Raw genomic sequence first — 18,929 nt, 5'->3', positions numbered from 1 at the left:
AATACTAATGTGGTAAAGGAGGATTATCACATGAAGGATGTTTCAAAAGTTTATTGGATTTCACTTGTTATTGCAATAATCTTTGTCTTATGGGGAGTTCTTGCACCTGAACATTTAGCTGGAGTAATGGATGTAACAAAGGGATTCTTTTTAACCCAATTTGGCTGGTTCTATCAGCTAGCTGCTTCCTTTTTCTTTGTATTTGCCTTGTTTTTAATCTTCAGCAAATACGGGAAAATCAAACTTGGAAAAGATGAAGATCAACCTGAATTTAACCGTGCAACTTGGTTTGCCATGCTTTTTAGTGCAGGAATGGGGATTGGTTTACTTTTCTTCGGAGTATCAGAACCCATTTCACACTTTATGAGTCCTCCATTTGGAGAAGGAGGAACACCAGAAGCTGCAAGGCTAGCAATGAGATATACTTATCTGCACTGGGGTTTTCATGCATGGGCGATTTATGCGACTATCGCACTTGGCTTAGCGTATTATAAATTTCGAAAAGGACTTCCCGGCCTAATGAGCGCGACACTTTATCCTTTAATAGGAGATCGGATAAAAGGACCAATAGGCACGACGATTGATACGATTGCAGTGTTTGCCACAATATTCGGTGTTGCCGCATCTTTAGGATTGGGCGCACAGCAAATTAATGGGGGCTTAAATTATGTATTTGGTATCCCCAATACATTTGCTACTCAACTTATTATTATTTCCATTGTGACAGTACTCTTTATCCTTTCAGCCTCAACTGGTATTCAAAAAGGAATCAAATATTTGAGTAATGCAAATATGGGTTTAGCAATCATTATCTTCGTCTTAGTGCTATTCCTAGGGCCTACAGTATTTGTTTTAGATCTATTTGTTACCACTATGGGTGATTATGTACAAAACTTACCTAGTATGGGGCTTAGATTAGCACCATTTTATGCAGAAAGAGCTTCATGGGTTCAGGGTTGGACCATCTTTTATTGGGCTTGGTGGATTGCTTGGGCACCGTTTGTTGGTACCTTTATTGCCCGCGTATCAAAAGGTAGAACCGTTCGAGAGTTTGTTCTAGCAGTAACAATTATACCAACGCTTGTCTGCGCAATATGGTTTGCTGTATTTGGTGGGACAGCGATTAACTTCGACTATTTGCAAGGTACCAATATCGCCGGTCAAAGCTTAGAAACGGCTCTGTTTTATATGTATGAGCAGCTGCCACTTACCAATGTTTTAATCATTGTAACTCTGATTTTAATCTCAACCTTCTTTATTACATCAGCAGACTCTGCCACATTTGTTCTCGGTATGCAAACAACATTTGGCAGTCTTAATCCGAATAATGTGGTTAAAATTACTTGGGGTCTTGTATTAGCCTTATCTGCTGTTGCTCTAATGGCATCTGGTGGTTTAAGCGCGATGCAAACAGCGATTATCGTAAGTGCCTTTCCTCTAACCTTTGTGCTGATCGCAATGTGCTTTTCCATGTTAAAGGATTTCAAAAAGGAAATACCGCCCGTACCAAAGAAGAAACCTTTGGTTTAAACTATAATAAATCGCTAGGAAATCATCCTAGCGATTTATTTGTTATTGCTTCTCGTTTTATAAAGATCTCTAGTTTTGATAGCAAGTTTCATACTCATCTTTCATCACCCAACTATCACAAGCTGAGCCATCTTCATGATAAATTTCTTTGCCAATTTCCCATTCAATATTTCTATTTTCACTTAAAAACTGTGGATCATCATTGACTATACTTAAAATATTTTCATCTTTCCATTCCATAGAAAAGCTCCATTTTGCACCACTAAAATATACCCTCTGATTTTCCCCACCCTTATCATGATCAGTAATTTCCACTAATATATTCACACCTCCAGCAGTCCCACCATAGGGCATGTGGTAGGCAGTTGCTGTATACTATCCTGTGGAGGAGTTTTCAACAAGTCCCTTAATGAATTCTCCTTCAATATTATCAAATGAATAAGAGTATGTTTCATAAGCTACTCTTAACCATTAAAAGAAGTCAATTAAGCTTGTCGTCCTGTTCGGCATGAGCTGCTCAAATAATGCGATGTCTGATGCTTCACCCTGTATGAATCCCGCTTCATATAAAAATTGCAGCTTTTGAGCCCCCAATAACGCGGCTGTTAATGCTTGAACATCTACCGAGAGCCCGTTTTCCTCCGGGTCTGCTTGAGTCACCAATCCATTAGCAAGCTTCAATGAAATCGTGTTCCATTCAGCGTGTTCATCCGTTATATGTAACACAATTTCTGACTCTTGTTTCGCAATTGGATACTGACTTAAGAACGCTTGAACATCAACAATTCTCGCCATAAAGTAAGGAACTACTTCTATTTTCACCTTTGGATTTTTTAATAAAAACGGTAGTTGGTCATCCTCCGTAAGCATCATCTCGACCTTATCCACCATGGAATCATGCTGACAGATGAAGTTCCAAAGCCCACTTCTTGCTTCCTCATCCACGTAAATAAACTCTTGAACATCCAATAGCTTTTCAGCATTTTTATATAACAGATATCCTGTCGGTGTGTTTTCAGAGTTTGTATATACGACAAATTGATAATCTGGTGAATACACATTGTTCTTCCACCAGGTTAAACTTCTTTTGAGCATACCGTTGTATTTCTTGGCAAAGCCCTCATATATCTCGTTGATCACGGAAAGATTCTCTAAGTTACTTAACCGACTTACTTTACCAGTGGTCAGCTTCATAAAATGGAGATCCTTCTTCTCAACCGTCACCTTCTTTTGAGAAAAACAGAACTCCCAGCCAAACCTTCTGTAAAAATGAAAATCAAATGGATGAAGAAAGCTAATTGATTGTCCATTCTCTTTCATTGACTGTAATGATTGACTTATCAGTCTTGAAACACTACCGTTTCTTCGATATTCAGGCCAAGTGGCAACTCCCGCTATACCTCCCATCGAAATTGGTTGGTTACCTAGAAAGATTTCGAGTGGAATAATATGTAGCTTTGAGGTTAACACCCCATTCTCAAATTCAGCCCACACTTCATGAGTCGTAAAGCTCTCTTTACGCTTTGGAAGATCCGCCTCGGCTACCTTGTATTGAAAAGCATATTGAGAAAGCTCCAGACTCTCTCTAAAATCATCTTCAGTTAGTTTTCGAATTTCACGCATATCGCTCATTTCTCCATCCCTATAAAATTTATCTCGATTTCCGAAATTTTATCATTGCAATATTCCCAAATACCTCCTACACTTATAACAACTTAAAAGTAAAGAAGGTTAGTAACATGAACTCATCTACGGATAATTTACAGGCTGTTGGTATTGCCGCCACCGCCGGTTCCTACTTAATCTGGGGTTTTCTTCCCCTATATTGGAAGCTAGTTTCAGATGTCTCACCAGGAGAAATTCTTGCACATCGAATTGTTTGGTCTTTTATCTTTATGCTTCTTATTTTACTAGCTGTTGGAAAGATTAGGCAATTAAAAGTTGATCTAAAAGGACTGCTTACCAATCGTAAAAGACTACTTGGTATTTCTGCAGCTTCCATCGTCATTAGTATCAACTGGGGTATTTACATCTGGGCCGTTAACACCGATCATGTGATTCAGGCTAGCCTTGGTTATTATATAAACCCACTTATCAGTATTTTACTAGGGATCCTTGTGTTGAAAGAAAAACTAACAATCTGGCAAACGATCTCATTTATTCTTGCCACAATCGGAGTGATTAACTTAACCATATACTTCGGAACAGTGCCCTGGGTAGCGTTAGCACTTGCTATAAGCTTCGGATTTTATGGATTAATTAAAAAAATGATTCAGCTTGGAGCATTAGTCGGGCTAGCAATTGAGACTCTATTAATCTTACCTTTTGCTCTATTATTTCTTGGCTCCGTTCATATCGGAGGAGAAGGAGTCTACAGCGCTGACTGGAATCTATCTCTCCTATTAATGGGTGGAGGAATTGCAACTGCCGTCCCACTTCTGTTATTTGCAAGTGGAGCAAAGCGGATTCCACTTTCGATGGTCGGTTTTTTACAATATATCGCCCCAACGATAATGCTACTATTAGGCGTCTTTCTCTATAAAGAGCCATTTACTGAAGCTCACCTAGCTTCATTCATCTGTATCTGGACCGCCTTAACAATCTATACTATTTCAAGAACTAAATGGTTTATTTCGATGGAAAATAGACTTTATACTAATAGGAAATCTATGCAAGGATAAGAGGGTTTAACTCTCTTATTCTTTTTTTGTGGGGCAAAGAATATGTGGATTCAAACCACCCAACCAGGAAACACCCCAAAACATAAAAATAAGAAAAGCCACGCTATCTCGACTTTTAGTACAAAAGCCTATAGCGTAGCCCTCCTTTTCTCCTACAACATATGAAGATGGTACTATTTTTATACCTCGATTTTTTCAGCAACAATGGTATAGGTCTTCGGTAGGCCTATGTCATGGACTTTATGATTCGGTTCCTCTTCTAACGTCCTTACCATCATTCCCTCTCGACCAAGGGAAGTGATCACTTCTCCTAACGTCCATTTACGCTGAGACACCTGTACGAGCTGTTCTTGCTGTTCACCCATATGCTTTGAAAAAGCAACCTGTCCACTTTCTACAAGGGGTGAAAAGTAATTACCTGTAACTTTATGCTTTTTACCAGCTGAGGTAATTAGCTTCGTGGAAATCGGATGAAACTCATGTAGGACAAAGATTCCACCCTTTTTCAAAAACGCCTTAATCGATTGAACGAGTGGCTGCAAATCAATAAAATAGTGAAGAACCCCAAGTTCCATCAACACGATATCAGCATTACCATTGAGCTTATCATCAGAAACGGAAAATACATCAGATTCTATGTAATCTAACTCTACTCCTGCCTCTTCGGCTAGGGCCTTTGCATAGGCCGCATTTTCCTTTGAAAAATCAATAATGGTGACCTCTGCTCCAAGCAAAGAAAGGGCTACCCCTTTAATTCCTGTGGAACCTAGTAAATGAACAATCTTCTTTCCTTTAACCTCTCCAAAATAGTGATAAAAAGGATGTAAACGCCATTCTGGATGATCCTTAATCTTCTCAGCCATCTTGGCAGGCTCGCCGTAACGCTCAACGAGAGCATTATATTGATCCTGATTCCAGGCGAGCTGATTTTGATGGGTGAGTTCCTGTTGAAGCTGAAATAAATGCTGATGGATTTCGGACCGATAAGTGTTCTCCTTATATAAATGAGCATATAAAGACTCCACCCATACTTCTTCGCCGTTCACCTTCACCGGTATATGATATGGATCTGTCCGGACCGTCACATTAAACTGACAACCAACCAGAATGTTCAAGTCTTCAAAAGCCACCATAAACTGTGCCTGATTTTTCGTCTTAGTGATTTCCCCGATCACATCTTTCTGAAAATGCTCATACACTTGTTCAAGTAAATCCCATTGAATCTGCACCGTTTCAACCTCAGATTCAATTTCCATTCCTTGTAGCAATAATGCGCTTGAACCTGTAAACCGGTAAGGTGTTAGCTCATTTAGTGTGACTCCAAATCGGACTAACGCATCTACTTTGCCCATTTTCCATTCCCCTCCTTTTCAAAAGAGATAAAAGGCTGACCCCTTTTGGATCAGCCACTGTTGATTATGCTTATTTTTCTTTTAGCTTCGTTAACATATCTATTGTCATTTTTTCTAAATTATATTCAGCTTTGAAGCCCCATTCTTCTGCAGCAGCTGACGCATCAATTGAATCTGGCCAGCTGTCAGCAATTCCTTGACGGACAGGATCCACCTTATAGCTAATTTCAAAAGAAGGGATATGCTTACGAATTTCAGCTGCAACCATTTCTGGTTCAATGCTCATTGCTGTTACATTAAAAGAGTTACGGTGCTTAAGTTTGGATGGATCTGCTTCCATCAGATTTACAATTGCATTTAAAGCATCTGGCATATACATCATATCCATGTAAGTTCCCTTATCAATATAAGATGTATAGGAACCCTTTTCAATCGCGTCATAATAAATCTCAACCGCATAGTCTGTTGTTCCGCCACCTGGAGGAGCTACATAGGAAATTAGCCCTGGGAATCGTAACCCTCTTGTATCCAAACCGAACTTCTGATAGTAGTAATCACATAATAGCTCTCCCGCTACCTTGTTCACCCCATACATCGTTGTCGGACGTTGAATCGTATCCTGTGGAGTTTGGCTTTTTGGTGTTATCGGGCCAAAAGCACCAATTGAGCTAGGCGTAAAAAACTGGCAGTTTAACTCACGACTCACCTCGAGAGCATTCACAAGACCACCCATATTTAAATTCCATGCTAGTAAAGGCTTTGCTTCTGCGGTTGCAGAAAGAAGAGCTGCCAAATGAATAACCGTATCCACTTGATATTTTTTCGCAATCTCACCCATTGCGTTTACGTCTGTTACATCTAGAATTTCAAAATGGCCATCCTTTACGACATGGCTGTCATTTTCACGAATATCTGTAGCAACTACGGAATCTGTTCCGTAGGTTTTTCTTAGCTTTTCGGTCAACTCGGTTCCAATTTGTCCTAATGCACCCGTCAATAATATCTTTTTCATGTAAAAGCTTCCCCCATTGCACCTGCAAGTTTTATCTCATGCTAATTACGAAATAATCCCCATCTCTTTGCCTACTTTTTCATAAATAGCAATTGCCTCATCTAACATTTCTTTTGTATGAGCAGCTGTTGGCATATTACGAACTCGACCTGTTCCACGAGGTACCGTTGGGAAGACGATCGACTTTGCATACACCCCTTCTTCATATAAACGTTTGCTGAACTGCTGTGTTAAAGCTTCCTCACCAATGATACAAGGAGTAATTGGTGTTTCACTATTTCCGATATTAAAACCTAACTTCTTGAGACCCTTCTTTAAGTAATCTCCATTTTCCCAAAGCTTGTCATGAAGCTCTGTGCTTTCCTGTAAAATTTCGATAGCTCTTTTACTAGCAGCCACATCAGCAGGCGTTAAAGAAGTAGAAAACAAGAATGGACGGCTTCTTACTTTTAACCAATCAATTAAGTTTTGCTTACCTGCCACATATCCACCAACTACACCAATTGCTTTTGAAAGAGTTCCAATTTGGAAATCAACTTTATCCTGAAGTCCGAAATGCTTAACCGTTCCAGCACCTTTACCTAATACACCAGAACCATGTGCATCATCTACATACGTCATAATGTCAAACTCTTCAGCAATTTTCACGATTTCAGGTAGTAACGCAACGTCCCCGTCCATTGAAAACACACCATCTGTAATGATCATGAGCTTATTATACTGACCAGATTCCTTCGCTTCTTTTGCCTTCGCGCGTAGGTCCTCCATATCAGAGTGGTTATAACGGATAATTTTTGCTCGTGATAAACGACATCCGTCAATAATCGATGCATGGTTTAACTCATCAGATAGAATCGCGTCATTCTTATCCATAACAGCTGAAATAGCTGCCATATTACACATAAACCCGGATTGGTAAGCAATAGCAGCTTCTGTTTTCTTGAATTCTGCAATTTTCTCTTCTAGCTCGATATGGATTTTTAGCGTGCCGTTGATTGTACGTACTGCTCCTGCTCCTGCACCGTATCGTTCCAATGCTTCTGTTGCTACATCCTTTAACCGTTGGTCCGTTGCAAGACCTAAGTAGTTATTGGAGGACAGGTTGATTAACTCTTTCCCATCAATCGTAATCATGGGACCATTCGGACTTTCTAGAGGATCGATTACATTATATAGGCCTCTTGTTTTTAGATCCTCTAGATTTTCATTTAAAAATAGATCTAGTGATTTACTTGACATGTTTGTACCTCCTAAGATTTTTTGTAAGCGTTTTATATATGTATTTATTAAAGTTATTATGTAAAAGCGAGTTGTTACTCGACTACTATAAGAGTATCATATTTTTAGTCAAAAGTTTCTTGTTGTATAATTCAAAAAACTTTTAAAGCTTGCCTAAAATAGCTTTTACAATAATAAGTTATCTTTTTCCTTAAATTTGTATAAATAAACAAGATGTTTATAATCCTATTAAACAGGATATAGTCATTTTATCTTTTATTTCTGTTAAACATGGTGTTGATTTCCGTTCCAGGTGTTCGCTTTCCGCGGGGCGGGCGGTGAGCCTCCTCGACGTGAAACGTCTGCGGGGTCTCACCTGTCCCGCTGCTCCCGCAGGAGTCTCACACCTTGCACTCCAATCAACTCTGCTAAAAATCAACTTGTTCTTAATTACAAAGCCTATTTTAAGAAAGAAAGGAATCATTTATGAAAAATGAAAAACTAGGAATTGTCTTTTATATTTCTGTAATTGTTATTGTGTTATTTGTGCTTTGGGGCTTTTTGGCACCTGAGATTCTTGCTGAATCTGCTTCTAATGCACTTAGCTTTATTACCAAATCATTTGGTTGGTTTTATTTATTGGCTACGTTCATTTTCTTAGCTTATGCTGTGTACTTGGCTTTTGGGCCTTATGGTCGTATTAAGCTAGGGGAAGATGATGAAGATCCGGAGTATCCTTATTTTACGTGGTTTGCGATGCTGTTCTCAGCAGGAATGGGGATTGGTCTTGTGTTCTGGGGAGTAGCAGAGCCAATTTATCATTTTATTACACCTCCTTTGGACATTCCAGGAGGAACACCAGCGGCAGCTCGAACTGCGCTTAGGTATTCTTTTTTCCACTGGGGACTTCACCCATGGGCGATTTATACGATTGTCGCACTTGCTTTAGCATATGCACAATTTAGAAAGGGAGAATCAGGACTCATTAGTTCTACCTTTAAACCGCTATTCGGTGACCGTGTAAACGGCCCAATTGGAAAAAGCATTGATACGTTTGCTACGATTGCGACAGCATTTGGAGTAGCAACCTCATTAGGACTCGGGACCCTACAAATCAATGGTGGGTTATCTTATATACTTGGTATTCCTAATACCATAGCTGTACAAATGTTAATTATTTTAGTGGTCACAGTCTTATATATGCTTTCTGCGACTACTGGCTTAAATAAAGGGATCCGTTACCTGAGTAATTTAAATTTAGGACTAGCGCTTGGACTCCTCCTATTCGTCATCATTATGGGTCCAACTGCGTTTATTTTTGACGCACTAACGACAACAATTGGTGATTATATAGGAGCTATCATTCCAATGAGCTTTCGACTAACTCCTTTTACACAAGGAACCTGGGTCGGAGCCTGGACCATTTTCTACTGGGCATGGTGGATTTCTTGGGCACCGTTTGTTGGGACCTTTATCGCCCGTGTATCTAGAGGGCGAACCATCAAGGAATTTGTACTTGGGGTATTACTCGTTCCGACTATTTTTGGTGCCATCTGGTTTGCAGCATTTGGAGGATCAGCTATCTTCTTTGATTTATTTGAACAACGAGGTATTTCAGAAGCAGTTAGCGCTGATTTAACAACTGCCCTTTTTATCACATTAGAACAGTTTCCATTAGCAGGCATCATCGGTACATTAGCGACGCTGTTAATTATCACATTCTTCGTCACTTCAGCAGATTCAGCTACTTTTGTACTTGGAATGCTAACATCAAATGGTGCATTAAACCCAGCCACCTCCACCAAATTAATCTGGGGAGTACTACAATCCTCCATCGCTGCCGTTTTATTATGGAGTGGAGGGTTAAATGGCTTGCAAACAGCATCTATTGTGGCTGCATTACCATTTGCCTTGATTGTCATATTAATGGTCTTTTCATTAAATAAGGCATTAAATCAAGAATTATATGATCAAAAACGGAAAGAACGACGAAGAATTAAAAAGCTAGAAGAGCTACTGAAGGAATCCGAGGCAACAGAAAGTAAGTAATCATAAAGACATAAAACCACCTACATAGGTGGTTTTTGTTTGTTTACGACCCCTTCGTCCGTTCTTTTCCTTCTTCTGTTACAGCGAATTTTCTGGTCATTGATTTAATTTTTTCAACTGGTCTAAACCGTAGGGCAGACCAATCCTCATCAATGGCAATCTGTCTTACAGGCTCAAACCCTTGATCCGCTAATAAACCGGCCACCGTTTCACGGCTACAATCTGAACCTTTATACACTTTCGAGGACTTCTTTGGATAACAAAGCCACAGCAAACCATCCTCTGCTAAGACTGGTAATCCCTTTGTCGCTAAATCCCTTATTTGTTCATTCGACGTCCCGAATACCTGTACGAAAGGGTACTCCTCCCCTTCTACGTTCGAATGTACCGTTGTCGGGAATGCTTTTAAAATATCGTCATATTCCTTTGGTGCGTGTAACACCAATACTTTATTGCCTTGTCCTTTATATTGCAGCTTTTTCAAAACAGGATGTAACTCAGTCAAACCGCTCACTCCTTACCTGGATTCTACACATATTCTATTTCTTTCCTTATACCAAATCAACTTCCTCCATAAATTCGGATGAGTTTTCCCCTGTTGAATTTTACCTTCTTTGACAATAGTGAGGTGTAGCGAAAACAGTCAGAGCGTAGTATGATGAGTCAAGATATGTTTTGAATTCGGTGATGATTGGGAGGGAATTAATTCATGAGCTTATTAACAGTAGAAGGTTTAGGACATAGTTTTGGTGATCGTACGTTGTTTAAGGATGTTTCCTTCCGCCTACTAGCTGGTGAACACATCGGTCTAGTTGGTGCTAATGGAGTTGGGAAATCAACATTAATGAATATTTTAACAGGGCAAATTGTATACGATACAGGTCGTGTGGAATGGTTGCCGACTGTTCAATATGGTTATTTAGATCAGCACACCGTGTTAACGAGAGGGAAAACGATCCGTGATATTTTAAGCGATGCGTTTTTACCTTTATTTGAGAAAGAAAAAGAACTAAATGAAGTAACTGAAAAGATGGGGACTGCTACCCCTGAGGAATTAGAAGAACTACTAGAGCAAATGGCCGAGATTCAGGACCGTCTGGAAGCTGGTGGATTCTATATGCTAGATATTAAAATCGAAGAAACCGCAAGAGGTCTAGGGCTAGATGCAATCGGGTTAGACCGCGATGTGTCTGCACTAAGTGGTGGTCAGCGTACAAAGGTCCTTCTAGCCAAACTATTACTAGAGCAGCCTGAAGTTCTTTTACTCGACGAGCCTACTAACTATCTTGATGTCGAGCACATCAGATGGCTGGTTGGTTACTTAAGAGAATATCCAAATGCCTTTCTATTAATATCGCATGACACGGAGTTTATGAATCAAGTAACAGGTGTCATTTTCCACCTTGAGTTCAGTAAGCTTACGCGTTATACCGCAACCTATGAAAAGTTTCTAGAGCTTGCTGAAATTAATAAAAATCAGCATATTAATGCGTACGAAAAGCAGAAGGAATTCATTAAGAAGCAGGAAGATTTTATTGCTAAAAACAAAGCTCGTTACTCAACTACAGGACGAGCGAAAAGTAGACAAAAGCAGCTTGATCGTATGGAACGAATTGACCGTCCTGAAACAGCTCTCAAGCCAACCTTTGAATTTAAAGAATCACGCGGTAGTTCACGTTATGTGTTTGAAGGTGAAGACCTTGAAATCGGGTATACGTTCCCACTACTTCCAAAGCTCTCAATGACGATTGAACGTGGTGAAAAGATTGCAATCGTTGGTTGTAATGGTGTTGGTAAATCTACTCTTTTAAAAACGATTTTAGGTAAAATTAAACCGCTTAGCGGAAAAGCTGTTCAAGGGGATTTCTTATATCCTTCGTACTTTGAACAGGAAGTAAAAGCAGAAAACATCACTCCAATTGATGAAATCTGGAATGCTTTCCCTAGCATGGACCAGCATCAAGTTCGTGCAGCATTAGCTAAATGTGGGTTAAAGAACGAGCATATTTCTCGTCCGTTAAGCCAGTTAAGCGGAGGCGAACAAGCAAAGGTTCGTCTATGTAAGCTACTGATGAATGAAAGTAACTGGTTACTATTTGATGAGCCAACGAACCATTTAGATGTAGTCGCAAAAGAAGAGTTAAGACGTGCACTCAAAGCCTATAAAGGCACCGTTGTCCTAGTATGTCACGAACCAGACTTTTATGAAGACTGGATTACTAAAGTGTGGGATGTTGAGGAATGGGCACAGGAGAGTGTGACGAAGTAGGTTAGTTTCGTAGACATTTTATTAACATGGGTAGTTGATTTCCGCTGCAGGATGCTTCGCTTTCCGGGGGGCGGGCGGCGAGCCTCCTCGGCGTGCGCCTGCGGGGTCTCACCTTTCCCGCTGCTCCCCCTGGAGTCTCGCACCTTCCGCTCCAATCAACTTGTGCATTTTTCAAGTTTCTGTTATTAACATATACAAGCATTACTTAAATATCTAATTTAAATAGCCCATTAAATCACTCAACAAGATTTAATGGGCTATTTAATAATTAACTGTAACAGTATTCTCGAATGCTAAACCAAAGTACATATTATTTACCACCTCATAAACGGACTCCTCATGCCCAATTGAAATGGCATAAGTATGTTTACTCGGTACCACTTCCTTTTAACTTTCTCCATTAAAATTTTCCCATACCTGTATAGGTTGGAGCAATTAGGAAAAATTACAAACAAATACATTATTAGGAGGAGTTCATTGATGAGCTGGGAAAACAAGCTTCCTCAATTTCCGGAGCCATATTGGCGTGATACAACCAAGCTTCCAAGCTTTCCGAAGCTTACTGAAGATAAAAAAGTAGATGTTGCCATTGTTGGTGGGGGAATATCAGGAATTACTACTGCTTATCTTCTTACTAAACAAGGTTTAAATGTAGCAATCATTGAGGCTGGTAAGCTACTGAATGGAATAACTGGACATACAACTGCTAAAGTTACAGCACAGCATGATATCATTTATGATGAATTAATTAGTCATATGGGAGAAGAAAAAGCTCGTCTCTATTATGAAGCCAATACAGATGCCCTCAAATTTATTAAGAAGACGACGAGAGAGCTTCATATTGATTGTGACTTTATAGAAGATGATGCCTATGTATATACGAATTCAGATGAAAAATTATCAAAACTACATAAAGAAGCTGCTGCTTATCAGCGTCTAAACATCTCTGGAGAACTGGTTTCCTCTATGCCCCTTGATGTTGAAATGAAATCAGCCATTGTTATGAGAAACCAAGCACAGTACCATCCGTTAGCTTTTCAAAAGGTGTTAGTAGAGAAGATTGTAGAAGCAGGTGGAAGTATTTATGAACATACAACTGCTACTGATGTTCAGGAGGGAACACAGCCCATCATCACTACTAGGGACGGGCATAAAATTACGTGTGATTATCTAGTCCAAGGCTCACATTTCCCGTTTTATGATAAAGCATTTTATTTTTCAAGAATGTATCAGGAGCGTTCGTACTTGTTGGCAGTCAAAACAAAGAAGGACTACCCGGGTGGAATGTATTTAAGTGCAGAAACACCTAAGCGCTCCCTTCGTTATACCACCTTTAAGGGTGAAAAGCTTGTCATTGTTGCTGGAGAAAAGCATAAAACGGGACATGGAATCAATACGATGAAGCATTATGAAGACCTTTCCATATTTGGAGATCAGTTGTTTGGCATTGAGGAGATCGTCAACCGCTGGTCTGCACAAGATATTACGACTTTAGATAAGGTTCCTTATATCGGGCCGATGAATAAGGATACACCAAATATCTTTGTAGCAACAGGCTACCGTAAATGGGGAATGACAAACGGAACGGCAGCAGGCATCCTACTTAGTGACTTAATTTTGCAAAAGGAAAATCCTTATGAGCAGTTGTATACGCCATCTCGTTTCTATGCGGATCCTTCTGTGAAACACTTTATCTCACAAAATCTAGATGTTGCTGGTCACTTTATTGCAGGTAAGGTCGGTATGGTTCACAAAAAAATAGAGGAAATTCAGAACAACGAAGGAGCCGTTGTAAAGGTTAACGGTCAACGAGCAGGCTGCTATAAAGATCAAAATGGGAAGCTACACGTTGTTGATACCACCTGTACTCATTTAGGCTGTGAGGTTGAATGGAATAATGGGGAGCGCACCTGGGATTGTCCGTGTCATGGTTCTAGATTTTCCTTTGATGGAGAAGTCGTCGAAGGACCGGCTACAAAACCGCTCAAAAAAATTGATATGAGTTAACTGTTCTATAGGTCGCATTTCTCATCTTATAAATAAGATTAACCGGTAGTAACTCCTTCACATATAATACTATGATTTTTAATGTGAAGGAGGTTTACTATGCGATATAACATTACAAGAGATTATATTGATCGTGGTAACTCACGTCCAGGTACTTCGAATAATACGATTCAGTTTATTGTGAGTCATGATACAGGTAATGCTGGTTCGACAGCATATGGAAACCGTAACTATTTTGATTCTGTACAACCATCTGCTTCTGCTCACACATTTATTGATGACAATTATATATTAGAAATTATTCCTCTGGATGAAGTCGCCTACCATGTCCGCTATAATGTATCAACGGATGACCGTCTATACGGAGCTGATGCTAATGATGCAGCAATTGGTGTCGAGCTTTGTTGGGGAGGTAGTATTAATTTTAATGAGGCCTATAAGCGATATGTATGGTATCATGCTTATTTACTAGACCGTTTTGGATTAGACCCTGATGAGGATATAGTGGCACATAGCACACTTGATCCTGAGCGTAGGAGAGACCCTCAAAACGCCTTACAGCGTTACGGAATCTCATGGAATCAATTTTTAGCAGATGTACGAGAATCGTATCAAACGATCTTCGTTGAAGGTCAGGATATGAGCGATGATCAACCCTCTGTTGGAGGTGTTTCAGTTGACCTTCCATTAGGTATAGGAGACGAAGGTCAGTTCGTTCGTGAAATACAACAGGAATTAATCCAAGCTGGATTTGCTCTTCCTCGATACGGAGTAGATGGTGTATATGGCCAGGAAACCGAAACTGCCGTCATGCGTTTTCAACGCCGATACGGTTTAACAGTAGATGGACTAGTCGGACCTAACACATTGAATAGACTAAATGAGGTGTTAGGAGCAAATAAACCTAAAAATGTATTTACTTTACCAGATGGAATCCTACGTTCTGGAGATGAAGGAGCTGAAGTAAGACAGCTTCAACGTGCATTAAAGCAGATTAATTTTGACCCCGGTGTTGTTGATGGTATTTATGGGCCTAATACAGAAGCAGCCGTAAGACGCTTCCAATCAAACTATAGAGCTTTAGCCAACGATGGAATTTATGGACCTAACACTAGAAAATATATCCGAATGGAACTAGAGGATCAATAGACAGCAAAAGGAACGAAGCCCATTTAAAAAGCCTCGTTCCCTTTTTTTATATTTTAAGCGATTCGCCGACTTTCGCTTGTGGATGGATTGTAATGGAATCTGTGTATTCCACTCTGGCAATTTCGCATTTTTCTCCTATTACTACATTTTTCCCTCTGACAAGCTTAGCCTTCGTTACCTCTAAGTTAACGTCATCACCTTCGATTAGATCTGATTCTAATATATCTGTACGCTGTTTAAAGAAGTTAATGATTTGCTTTATAATACCTGAGGAGCCATATTGTTTCACGACAATTTTTTCTCCACCGATTTCTTTTGCAAGAGAATAATGACCAAGCATTATTTCAATTAGATCAGCACTCAACAGCCCTTCAATTCGAATGCCTCCGTATGATTTAAAATACTCTACCTCGCAGCTATCTTCTACCTTTAGCATACCGTTCACCTTTACCTGCCCACCCGTTATTCTACCTTTTACATCACAACTACCATTTACCTCGTAATCTACTACTTGTATGTCTTTCTTAAATCTACCTGACCCGTTTACGATGATCTCATTTGACATAACATTACCTTCTAGAGAGGCACTTCCATTAATTTTTAGAGTAGAAGTATTAAGATCCCCCTCTATCGTAGCCGCACCATTAAATTTTACTGTATCTGCTTGAACTGCTCCTTCAATACGACCAGAACCATCAATCTTTAATAACTGGCATTCAATATCTCCTAACACTTTACCGCTACCATTAATTTTTACGTCCTCAAACTTTCCACCACCAGATGTCCCTGAACCATTAATCTTGATACTTTGAGTCTCTTTTAAGTCTGTACCCATTCTGACAACCTCCTATAAATTTAAATTTGAAAGTATGATTTTTAACTCATTTAAATAGTCAATCAAGCTAATCTTCAAGTGTATTGAAGCCTGATGTTGAATGATTAATGGACTCTCAGATGGTGTAAGCATCCAGACGATTTCATCTTCCTTTTGTAAGGCTACTAAATCGAAAGCCGTAGGATGCTTACTAAAGTCGATTTCTTTAAGAAAGGTAAGCTCCTGAAACAATCCTTTAATCTCGAGTTTGTGTTTTACTTCAATTTTTTCACACAAGTATAAATAGAAAATCTCATGAAACGAGGGTGCTTTCAGTTCTGAATTTATCGATTGAAAATAGTTAATCGTGTCCTCCTTGAGAACTTCTCGTAAATCTGTGAAGCTTACATTTACTTCAGATGGATTAGGCGAAAAGAACGCTGCTAGCTCTTCTAACGAATAAGCATCCTTTAACTCGATGATTTTCTGAATCCGCTCTAGAATCTTCCCCTTTGGAAAATAAGTCTCTTGCCCTGTAAAGCTTGATTTCTTAATAAACCAGCTCTCCGGAATCAGATCCATCCGCTTCCACCGATATAACTGACCATAGGAAATTGAGGTATGCTCCAATAGCTCCTTTTTGGATAAAAGTTCTTCGTTCATGTTTATTTCACCCCTTTGTAACAAAACATTGTTTTATTAATCTGGTACTAATGTAACATAACATTGTTTTGTTAACAACTTATATTTACAAAAAATCCCTAAAAAATGAAAAAGGGGCAATTTCTAATTGAAATTACCCCTTTTCACTATGACCTTGCTACCAATCGTAACCTTCTTCTTTTCATTTCCTCAAACCACTCTACTTTAGTCACATAATCTCCAATGGATACATTGGCATCACCGTAAAAGCCGTGAAAGTCAGAGCCTCCTGTTTTTAATAAGTTGAATTTATCAGACAACATTAACGCTTTTTGTTTATCTTCAGCAGAATGTAATGGATGCTCGACCTCAATACCTTCTAACCCTGCCTCTACCCATTCTTCAACTGCATCAAAGCTATTAAATTGACCTGGATGTGCTAAAATAGGAATTCCACCCGCTTCCTTGATTGCGTGGATTGCATCCTTAGCATCCACATATGAGATGGGGATAAAGGCAACACCAGGTTGTTCCGTTTCACTTCCTCTAAAAAATAGCCTCCTATATAGATCACCATAAATTTGATCCGTGTAGCCCTTATCTAGAAGAGCATGCATAATATGCTGCTTATACATTCCTGTTCCACCAATTGCATACCCTTGAACCTCTTCCCAAGTTATGTTGTAGCCTGCTTGAATAATCTGCTGTACCATTTGAAAGGATGCCTGGTGTCGCTCCTCTATTAGGCTACCGCACAAACGATCAATCGCTTCATGACCTGGAGTGATAAACAATCCTAACATATGAGCACGCGATTTTCTTTTATAATCATACGCTGAGATTTCAATCCCTGGAATCACTTCAACCCCATGTTTCTTACCAAGCTCCACTGCCTCTTGTAACCCCACCGTGGTATCATGGTCGGTAATCGCTAAATGGGTGACTCCATTTACATGTGCTAATTGGATGACTTCCTCTGTTGTATAAGTGTTATCTGATATTTTCGTATGACAATGTAAGTCAATAATCATAGACTTACCTCCGTCACAAAACTTACTCCATGCCTTTTAAATCCGAGTGCATCATAAAAAGCATGGGCATCAGTTCGAATGTCATTACTCGATAACATTAATTTATAGCTACCATTTTCAGCAGATATACGGATCGCTTTCTGTACCATCTCTTTCCCGATCCCCGTTCTTACATAGGAAGGATGAACGATTACATTTTCTAAAACTGCAAATTTTTGACCACCATGTCCGAGATTATCACAAATAATAAGTGAAAACGTTCCGACGACCTTGTCATTTTTTAAAGCCAAATACAGTTTATAGAACGGATACGTTCCAATCGTTAAAAGCATATTTCCAGCCTGTGCTAACGTCAAAGCATTGTCGGCATCTAATTCTTTTAACAACTCCAAATACAGCGGTATATCTTCTATATCAAGCTCTCGATACTTCATAAGAAAATTCTCCTTTATTTAAACTGTGACTACCTTTTTAAACAAACCATCCGCCAAATGATATTGTTCATCTATGACCGTTTCCATAAAATCTAAGTCATGAAAAATCCCTATCATACTGGTTCCCGCTTCTTTCAATTCCATAATCATTTCTTTTACTGACTCCTTAGATGATTGATCTAAAGATGCAGTCGGTTCATCTAATAAAAGGAGCTTAGGACGTTTTACCATTGCCTGTGCTAGGTTAAGTCGAAGTTTTTCTCCACCGCTAAACGTTCTCGGAAATGTATCCCATAGAGATTCTGGAAGTTTAAAGTGAGCCAAAATCATTTTTGCCTTTTCTCGTGCTGCATCCAAATCGACACCCATTTCCATCATTGCATCCATTACCACTTCTAGTGCCGTCACTCGTGGCATAACATTCAAGAATTGTGAAACGTACCCAATTTCATGTTTCCGAATTTTAATCATTTGTCTTTCTGTTGCTTGCACTAAATCAATCGGTCCAAATTGATCAGAATGGTATAAGATTCTTCCTGAGGTTGATTTATACGTTCGATATAGGCTTTTCAATACTGTCGATTTCCCAGCTCCACTTTTTCCAGTAATACCAAGGAAGCTTCCTTCTTTTAGCGAAAAATTAATTCCACTGCAAGCGATTATATGCTTCTCTTGTAAGTGATGCATGGTAAATGTTTTTTCTAAATCTTCCACTCTCATTAATTCCTTCATCATGCCCCT

17 protein-coding genes and 1 pseudogene are annotated in these 18,929 nt (G+C 39.4%); 7 read left to right on the top strand and 11 right to left on the bottom strand.

The features are described 5' to 3' along the window. Positions 1–30: 30 nt before the first annotated feature. Positions 31–1,530 (top strand): glycine betaine uptake BCCT transporter, encoded by a 1,500-nt coding sequence (locus M1D60_RS00990; protein WP_456277368.1) that lies wholly within the window; start codon positions 31–33, stop codon positions 1,528–1,530. Between the two features lie 69 nt (positions 1,531–1,599). Here the strand turns inward: M1D60_RS00990 and M1D60_RS00985 are convergent, their stop codons facing one another. Further along, a complete protein-coding gene (locus M1D60_RS00985; RefSeq protein WP_456277367.1) occupies positions 1,600–1,845 on the bottom strand; it encodes a hypothetical protein in 246 nt (81 codons plus the stop codon). Positions 1,846–2,001: 156 nt separating this feature from the next. Further along, complete coding sequence (locus M1D60_RS00980) at positions 2,002–3,153, bottom strand: GNAT family N-acetyltransferase (protein ID WP_456277366.1); 1,152 nt, start codon at positions 3,151–3,153, stop codon at positions 2,002–2,004. A gap of 116 nt (positions 3,154–3,269) precedes the next feature. On the opposite strand from M1D60_RS00980, the gene rarD reads away from it, so the two are divergent. Next, complete coding sequence (gene rarD, locus M1D60_RS00975; RefSeq protein ID WP_456277365.1) at positions 3,270–4,211, top strand: EamA family transporter RarD; 942 nt, start codon at positions 3,270–3,272, stop codon at positions 4,209–4,211. 179 nt (positions 4,212–4,390) lie between these two features. On the opposite strand, the gene M1D60_RS00970 is transcribed toward rarD, so the two are convergent. The 3 genes from M1D60_RS00970 to M1D60_RS00960 all read right to left on the bottom strand — a co-directional run bounded on the left by M1D60_RS00970 (position 4,391) and on the right by M1D60_RS00960 (position 7,814). Beyond that, entirely contained in the window at positions 4,391–5,563 is a 1,173-nt protein-coding gene (locus M1D60_RS00970) for a class I SAM-dependent methyltransferase (RefSeq protein ID WP_456277364.1), read from the bottom strand. A 70-nt stretch (positions 5,564–5,633) separates the two neighbouring features. Continuing rightward, positions 5,634–6,575: an L-threonine 3-dehydrogenase gene (locus M1D60_RS00965; protein ID WP_456277363.1), complete on the bottom strand. Its 942-nt coding sequence runs from the start codon at positions 6,573–6,575 to the stop codon at positions 5,634–5,636. Between the two features lie 45 nt (positions 6,576–6,620). Next, positions 6,621–7,814 (bottom strand): glycine C-acetyltransferase, encoded by a 1,194-nt coding sequence (locus M1D60_RS00960; RefSeq protein WP_456277362.1) that lies wholly within the window; start codon positions 7,812–7,814, stop codon positions 6,621–6,623. Positions 7,815–8,279: 465 nt separating this feature from the next. On the opposite strand from M1D60_RS00960, the gene M1D60_RS00955 reads away from it, so the two are divergent. Further along, positions 8,280–9,842 (top strand): glycine betaine uptake BCCT transporter, encoded by a 1,563-nt coding sequence (locus M1D60_RS00955; protein WP_456277361.1) that lies wholly within the window; start codon positions 8,280–8,282, stop codon positions 9,840–9,842. Between the two features lie 43 nt (positions 9,843–9,885). On the opposite strand, the gene M1D60_RS00950 is transcribed toward M1D60_RS00955, so the two are convergent. Then, entirely contained in the window at positions 9,886–10,347 is a 462-nt protein-coding gene (locus M1D60_RS00950; protein ID WP_456277360.1) for a DUF3052 domain-containing protein, read from the bottom strand. A gap of 204 nt (positions 10,348–10,551) precedes the next feature. Here M1D60_RS00950 and M1D60_RS00945 point away from each other — a divergent pair, with 204 nt between their 5' ends. The 4 genes and pseudogenes from M1D60_RS00945 (at position 10,552) to M1D60_RS00930 (ending at position 15,267) form a co-directional block, all read left to right on the top strand. Further along, complete coding sequence (locus M1D60_RS00945; RefSeq protein ID WP_456277359.1) at positions 10,552–12,111, top strand: ABC-F family ATP-binding cassette domain-containing protein; 1,560 nt, start codon at positions 10,552–10,554, stop codon at positions 12,109–12,111. Between the two features lie 480 nt (positions 12,112–12,591). Continuing rightward, a complete protein-coding gene (locus M1D60_RS00940; protein ID WP_456277358.1) occupies positions 12,592–14,118 on the top strand; it encodes an FAD-dependent oxidoreductase in 1,527 nt (508 codons plus the stop codon). Positions 14,119–14,217: 99 nt separating this feature from the next. Next, positions 14,218–14,730, top strand: a pseudogene (locus tag M1D60_RS00935) (peptidoglycan recognition protein family protein); the annotation flags it as partial. Positions 14,731–14,757: 27 nt separating this feature from the next. Further along, positions 14,758–15,267 carry a peptidoglycan-binding domain-containing protein gene (locus M1D60_RS00930; protein WP_456279543.1) on the top strand — a complete coding sequence of 170 codons (510 nt, stop codon included), beginning with the start codon at positions 14,758–14,760 and terminating at the stop codon, positions 15,265–15,267. A 46-nt stretch (positions 15,268–15,313) separates the two neighbouring features. Here M1D60_RS00930 and M1D60_RS00925 read toward each other — a convergent pair whose 3' ends face one another. The 5 genes from M1D60_RS00925 to phnL form a co-directional block, all read right to left on the bottom strand. Then, complete coding sequence (locus tag M1D60_RS00925) at positions 15,314–16,102, bottom strand: polymer-forming cytoskeletal protein (RefSeq protein ID WP_456277357.1); 789 nt, start codon at positions 16,100–16,102, stop codon at positions 15,314–15,316. A 12-nt stretch (positions 16,103–16,114) separates the two neighbouring features. Next, a complete protein-coding gene (locus M1D60_RS00920; protein ID WP_456277356.1) occupies positions 16,115–16,744 on the bottom strand; it encodes a DUF4004 family protein in 630 nt (209 codons plus the stop codon). 146 nt (positions 16,745–16,890) lie between these two features. Further along, positions 16,891–17,754: a PHP domain-containing protein gene (locus M1D60_RS00915; RefSeq protein WP_456277355.1), complete on the bottom strand. Its 864-nt coding sequence runs from the start codon at positions 17,752–17,754 to the stop codon at positions 16,891–16,893. Beyond that, positions 17,751–18,188: a GNAT family N-acetyltransferase gene (locus M1D60_RS00910; protein ID WP_456277354.1), complete on the bottom strand. Its 438-nt coding sequence runs from the start codon at positions 18,186–18,188 to the stop codon at positions 17,751–17,753. Before M1D60_RS00910 ends, M1D60_RS00915 begins: the two co-directional genes overlap by 4 nt. 18 nt (positions 18,189–18,206) lie before the next feature. Further along, positions 18,207–18,923 carry a phosphonate C-P lyase system protein PhnL gene (phnL, locus tag M1D60_RS00905; RefSeq protein ID WP_456277353.1) on the bottom strand — a complete coding sequence of 239 codons (717 nt, stop codon included), beginning with the start codon at positions 18,921–18,923 and terminating at the stop codon, positions 18,207–18,209. Between the last annotated feature and the right edge of the window lie 6 nt (positions 18,924–18,929).

It is taken from the genome of Bacillus sp. AK128 (genome assembly GCF_053903075.1).
Note: the sequence above shows the minus strand (reverse complement) of the source record. Positions and strands in the feature narration are given on the sequence as shown.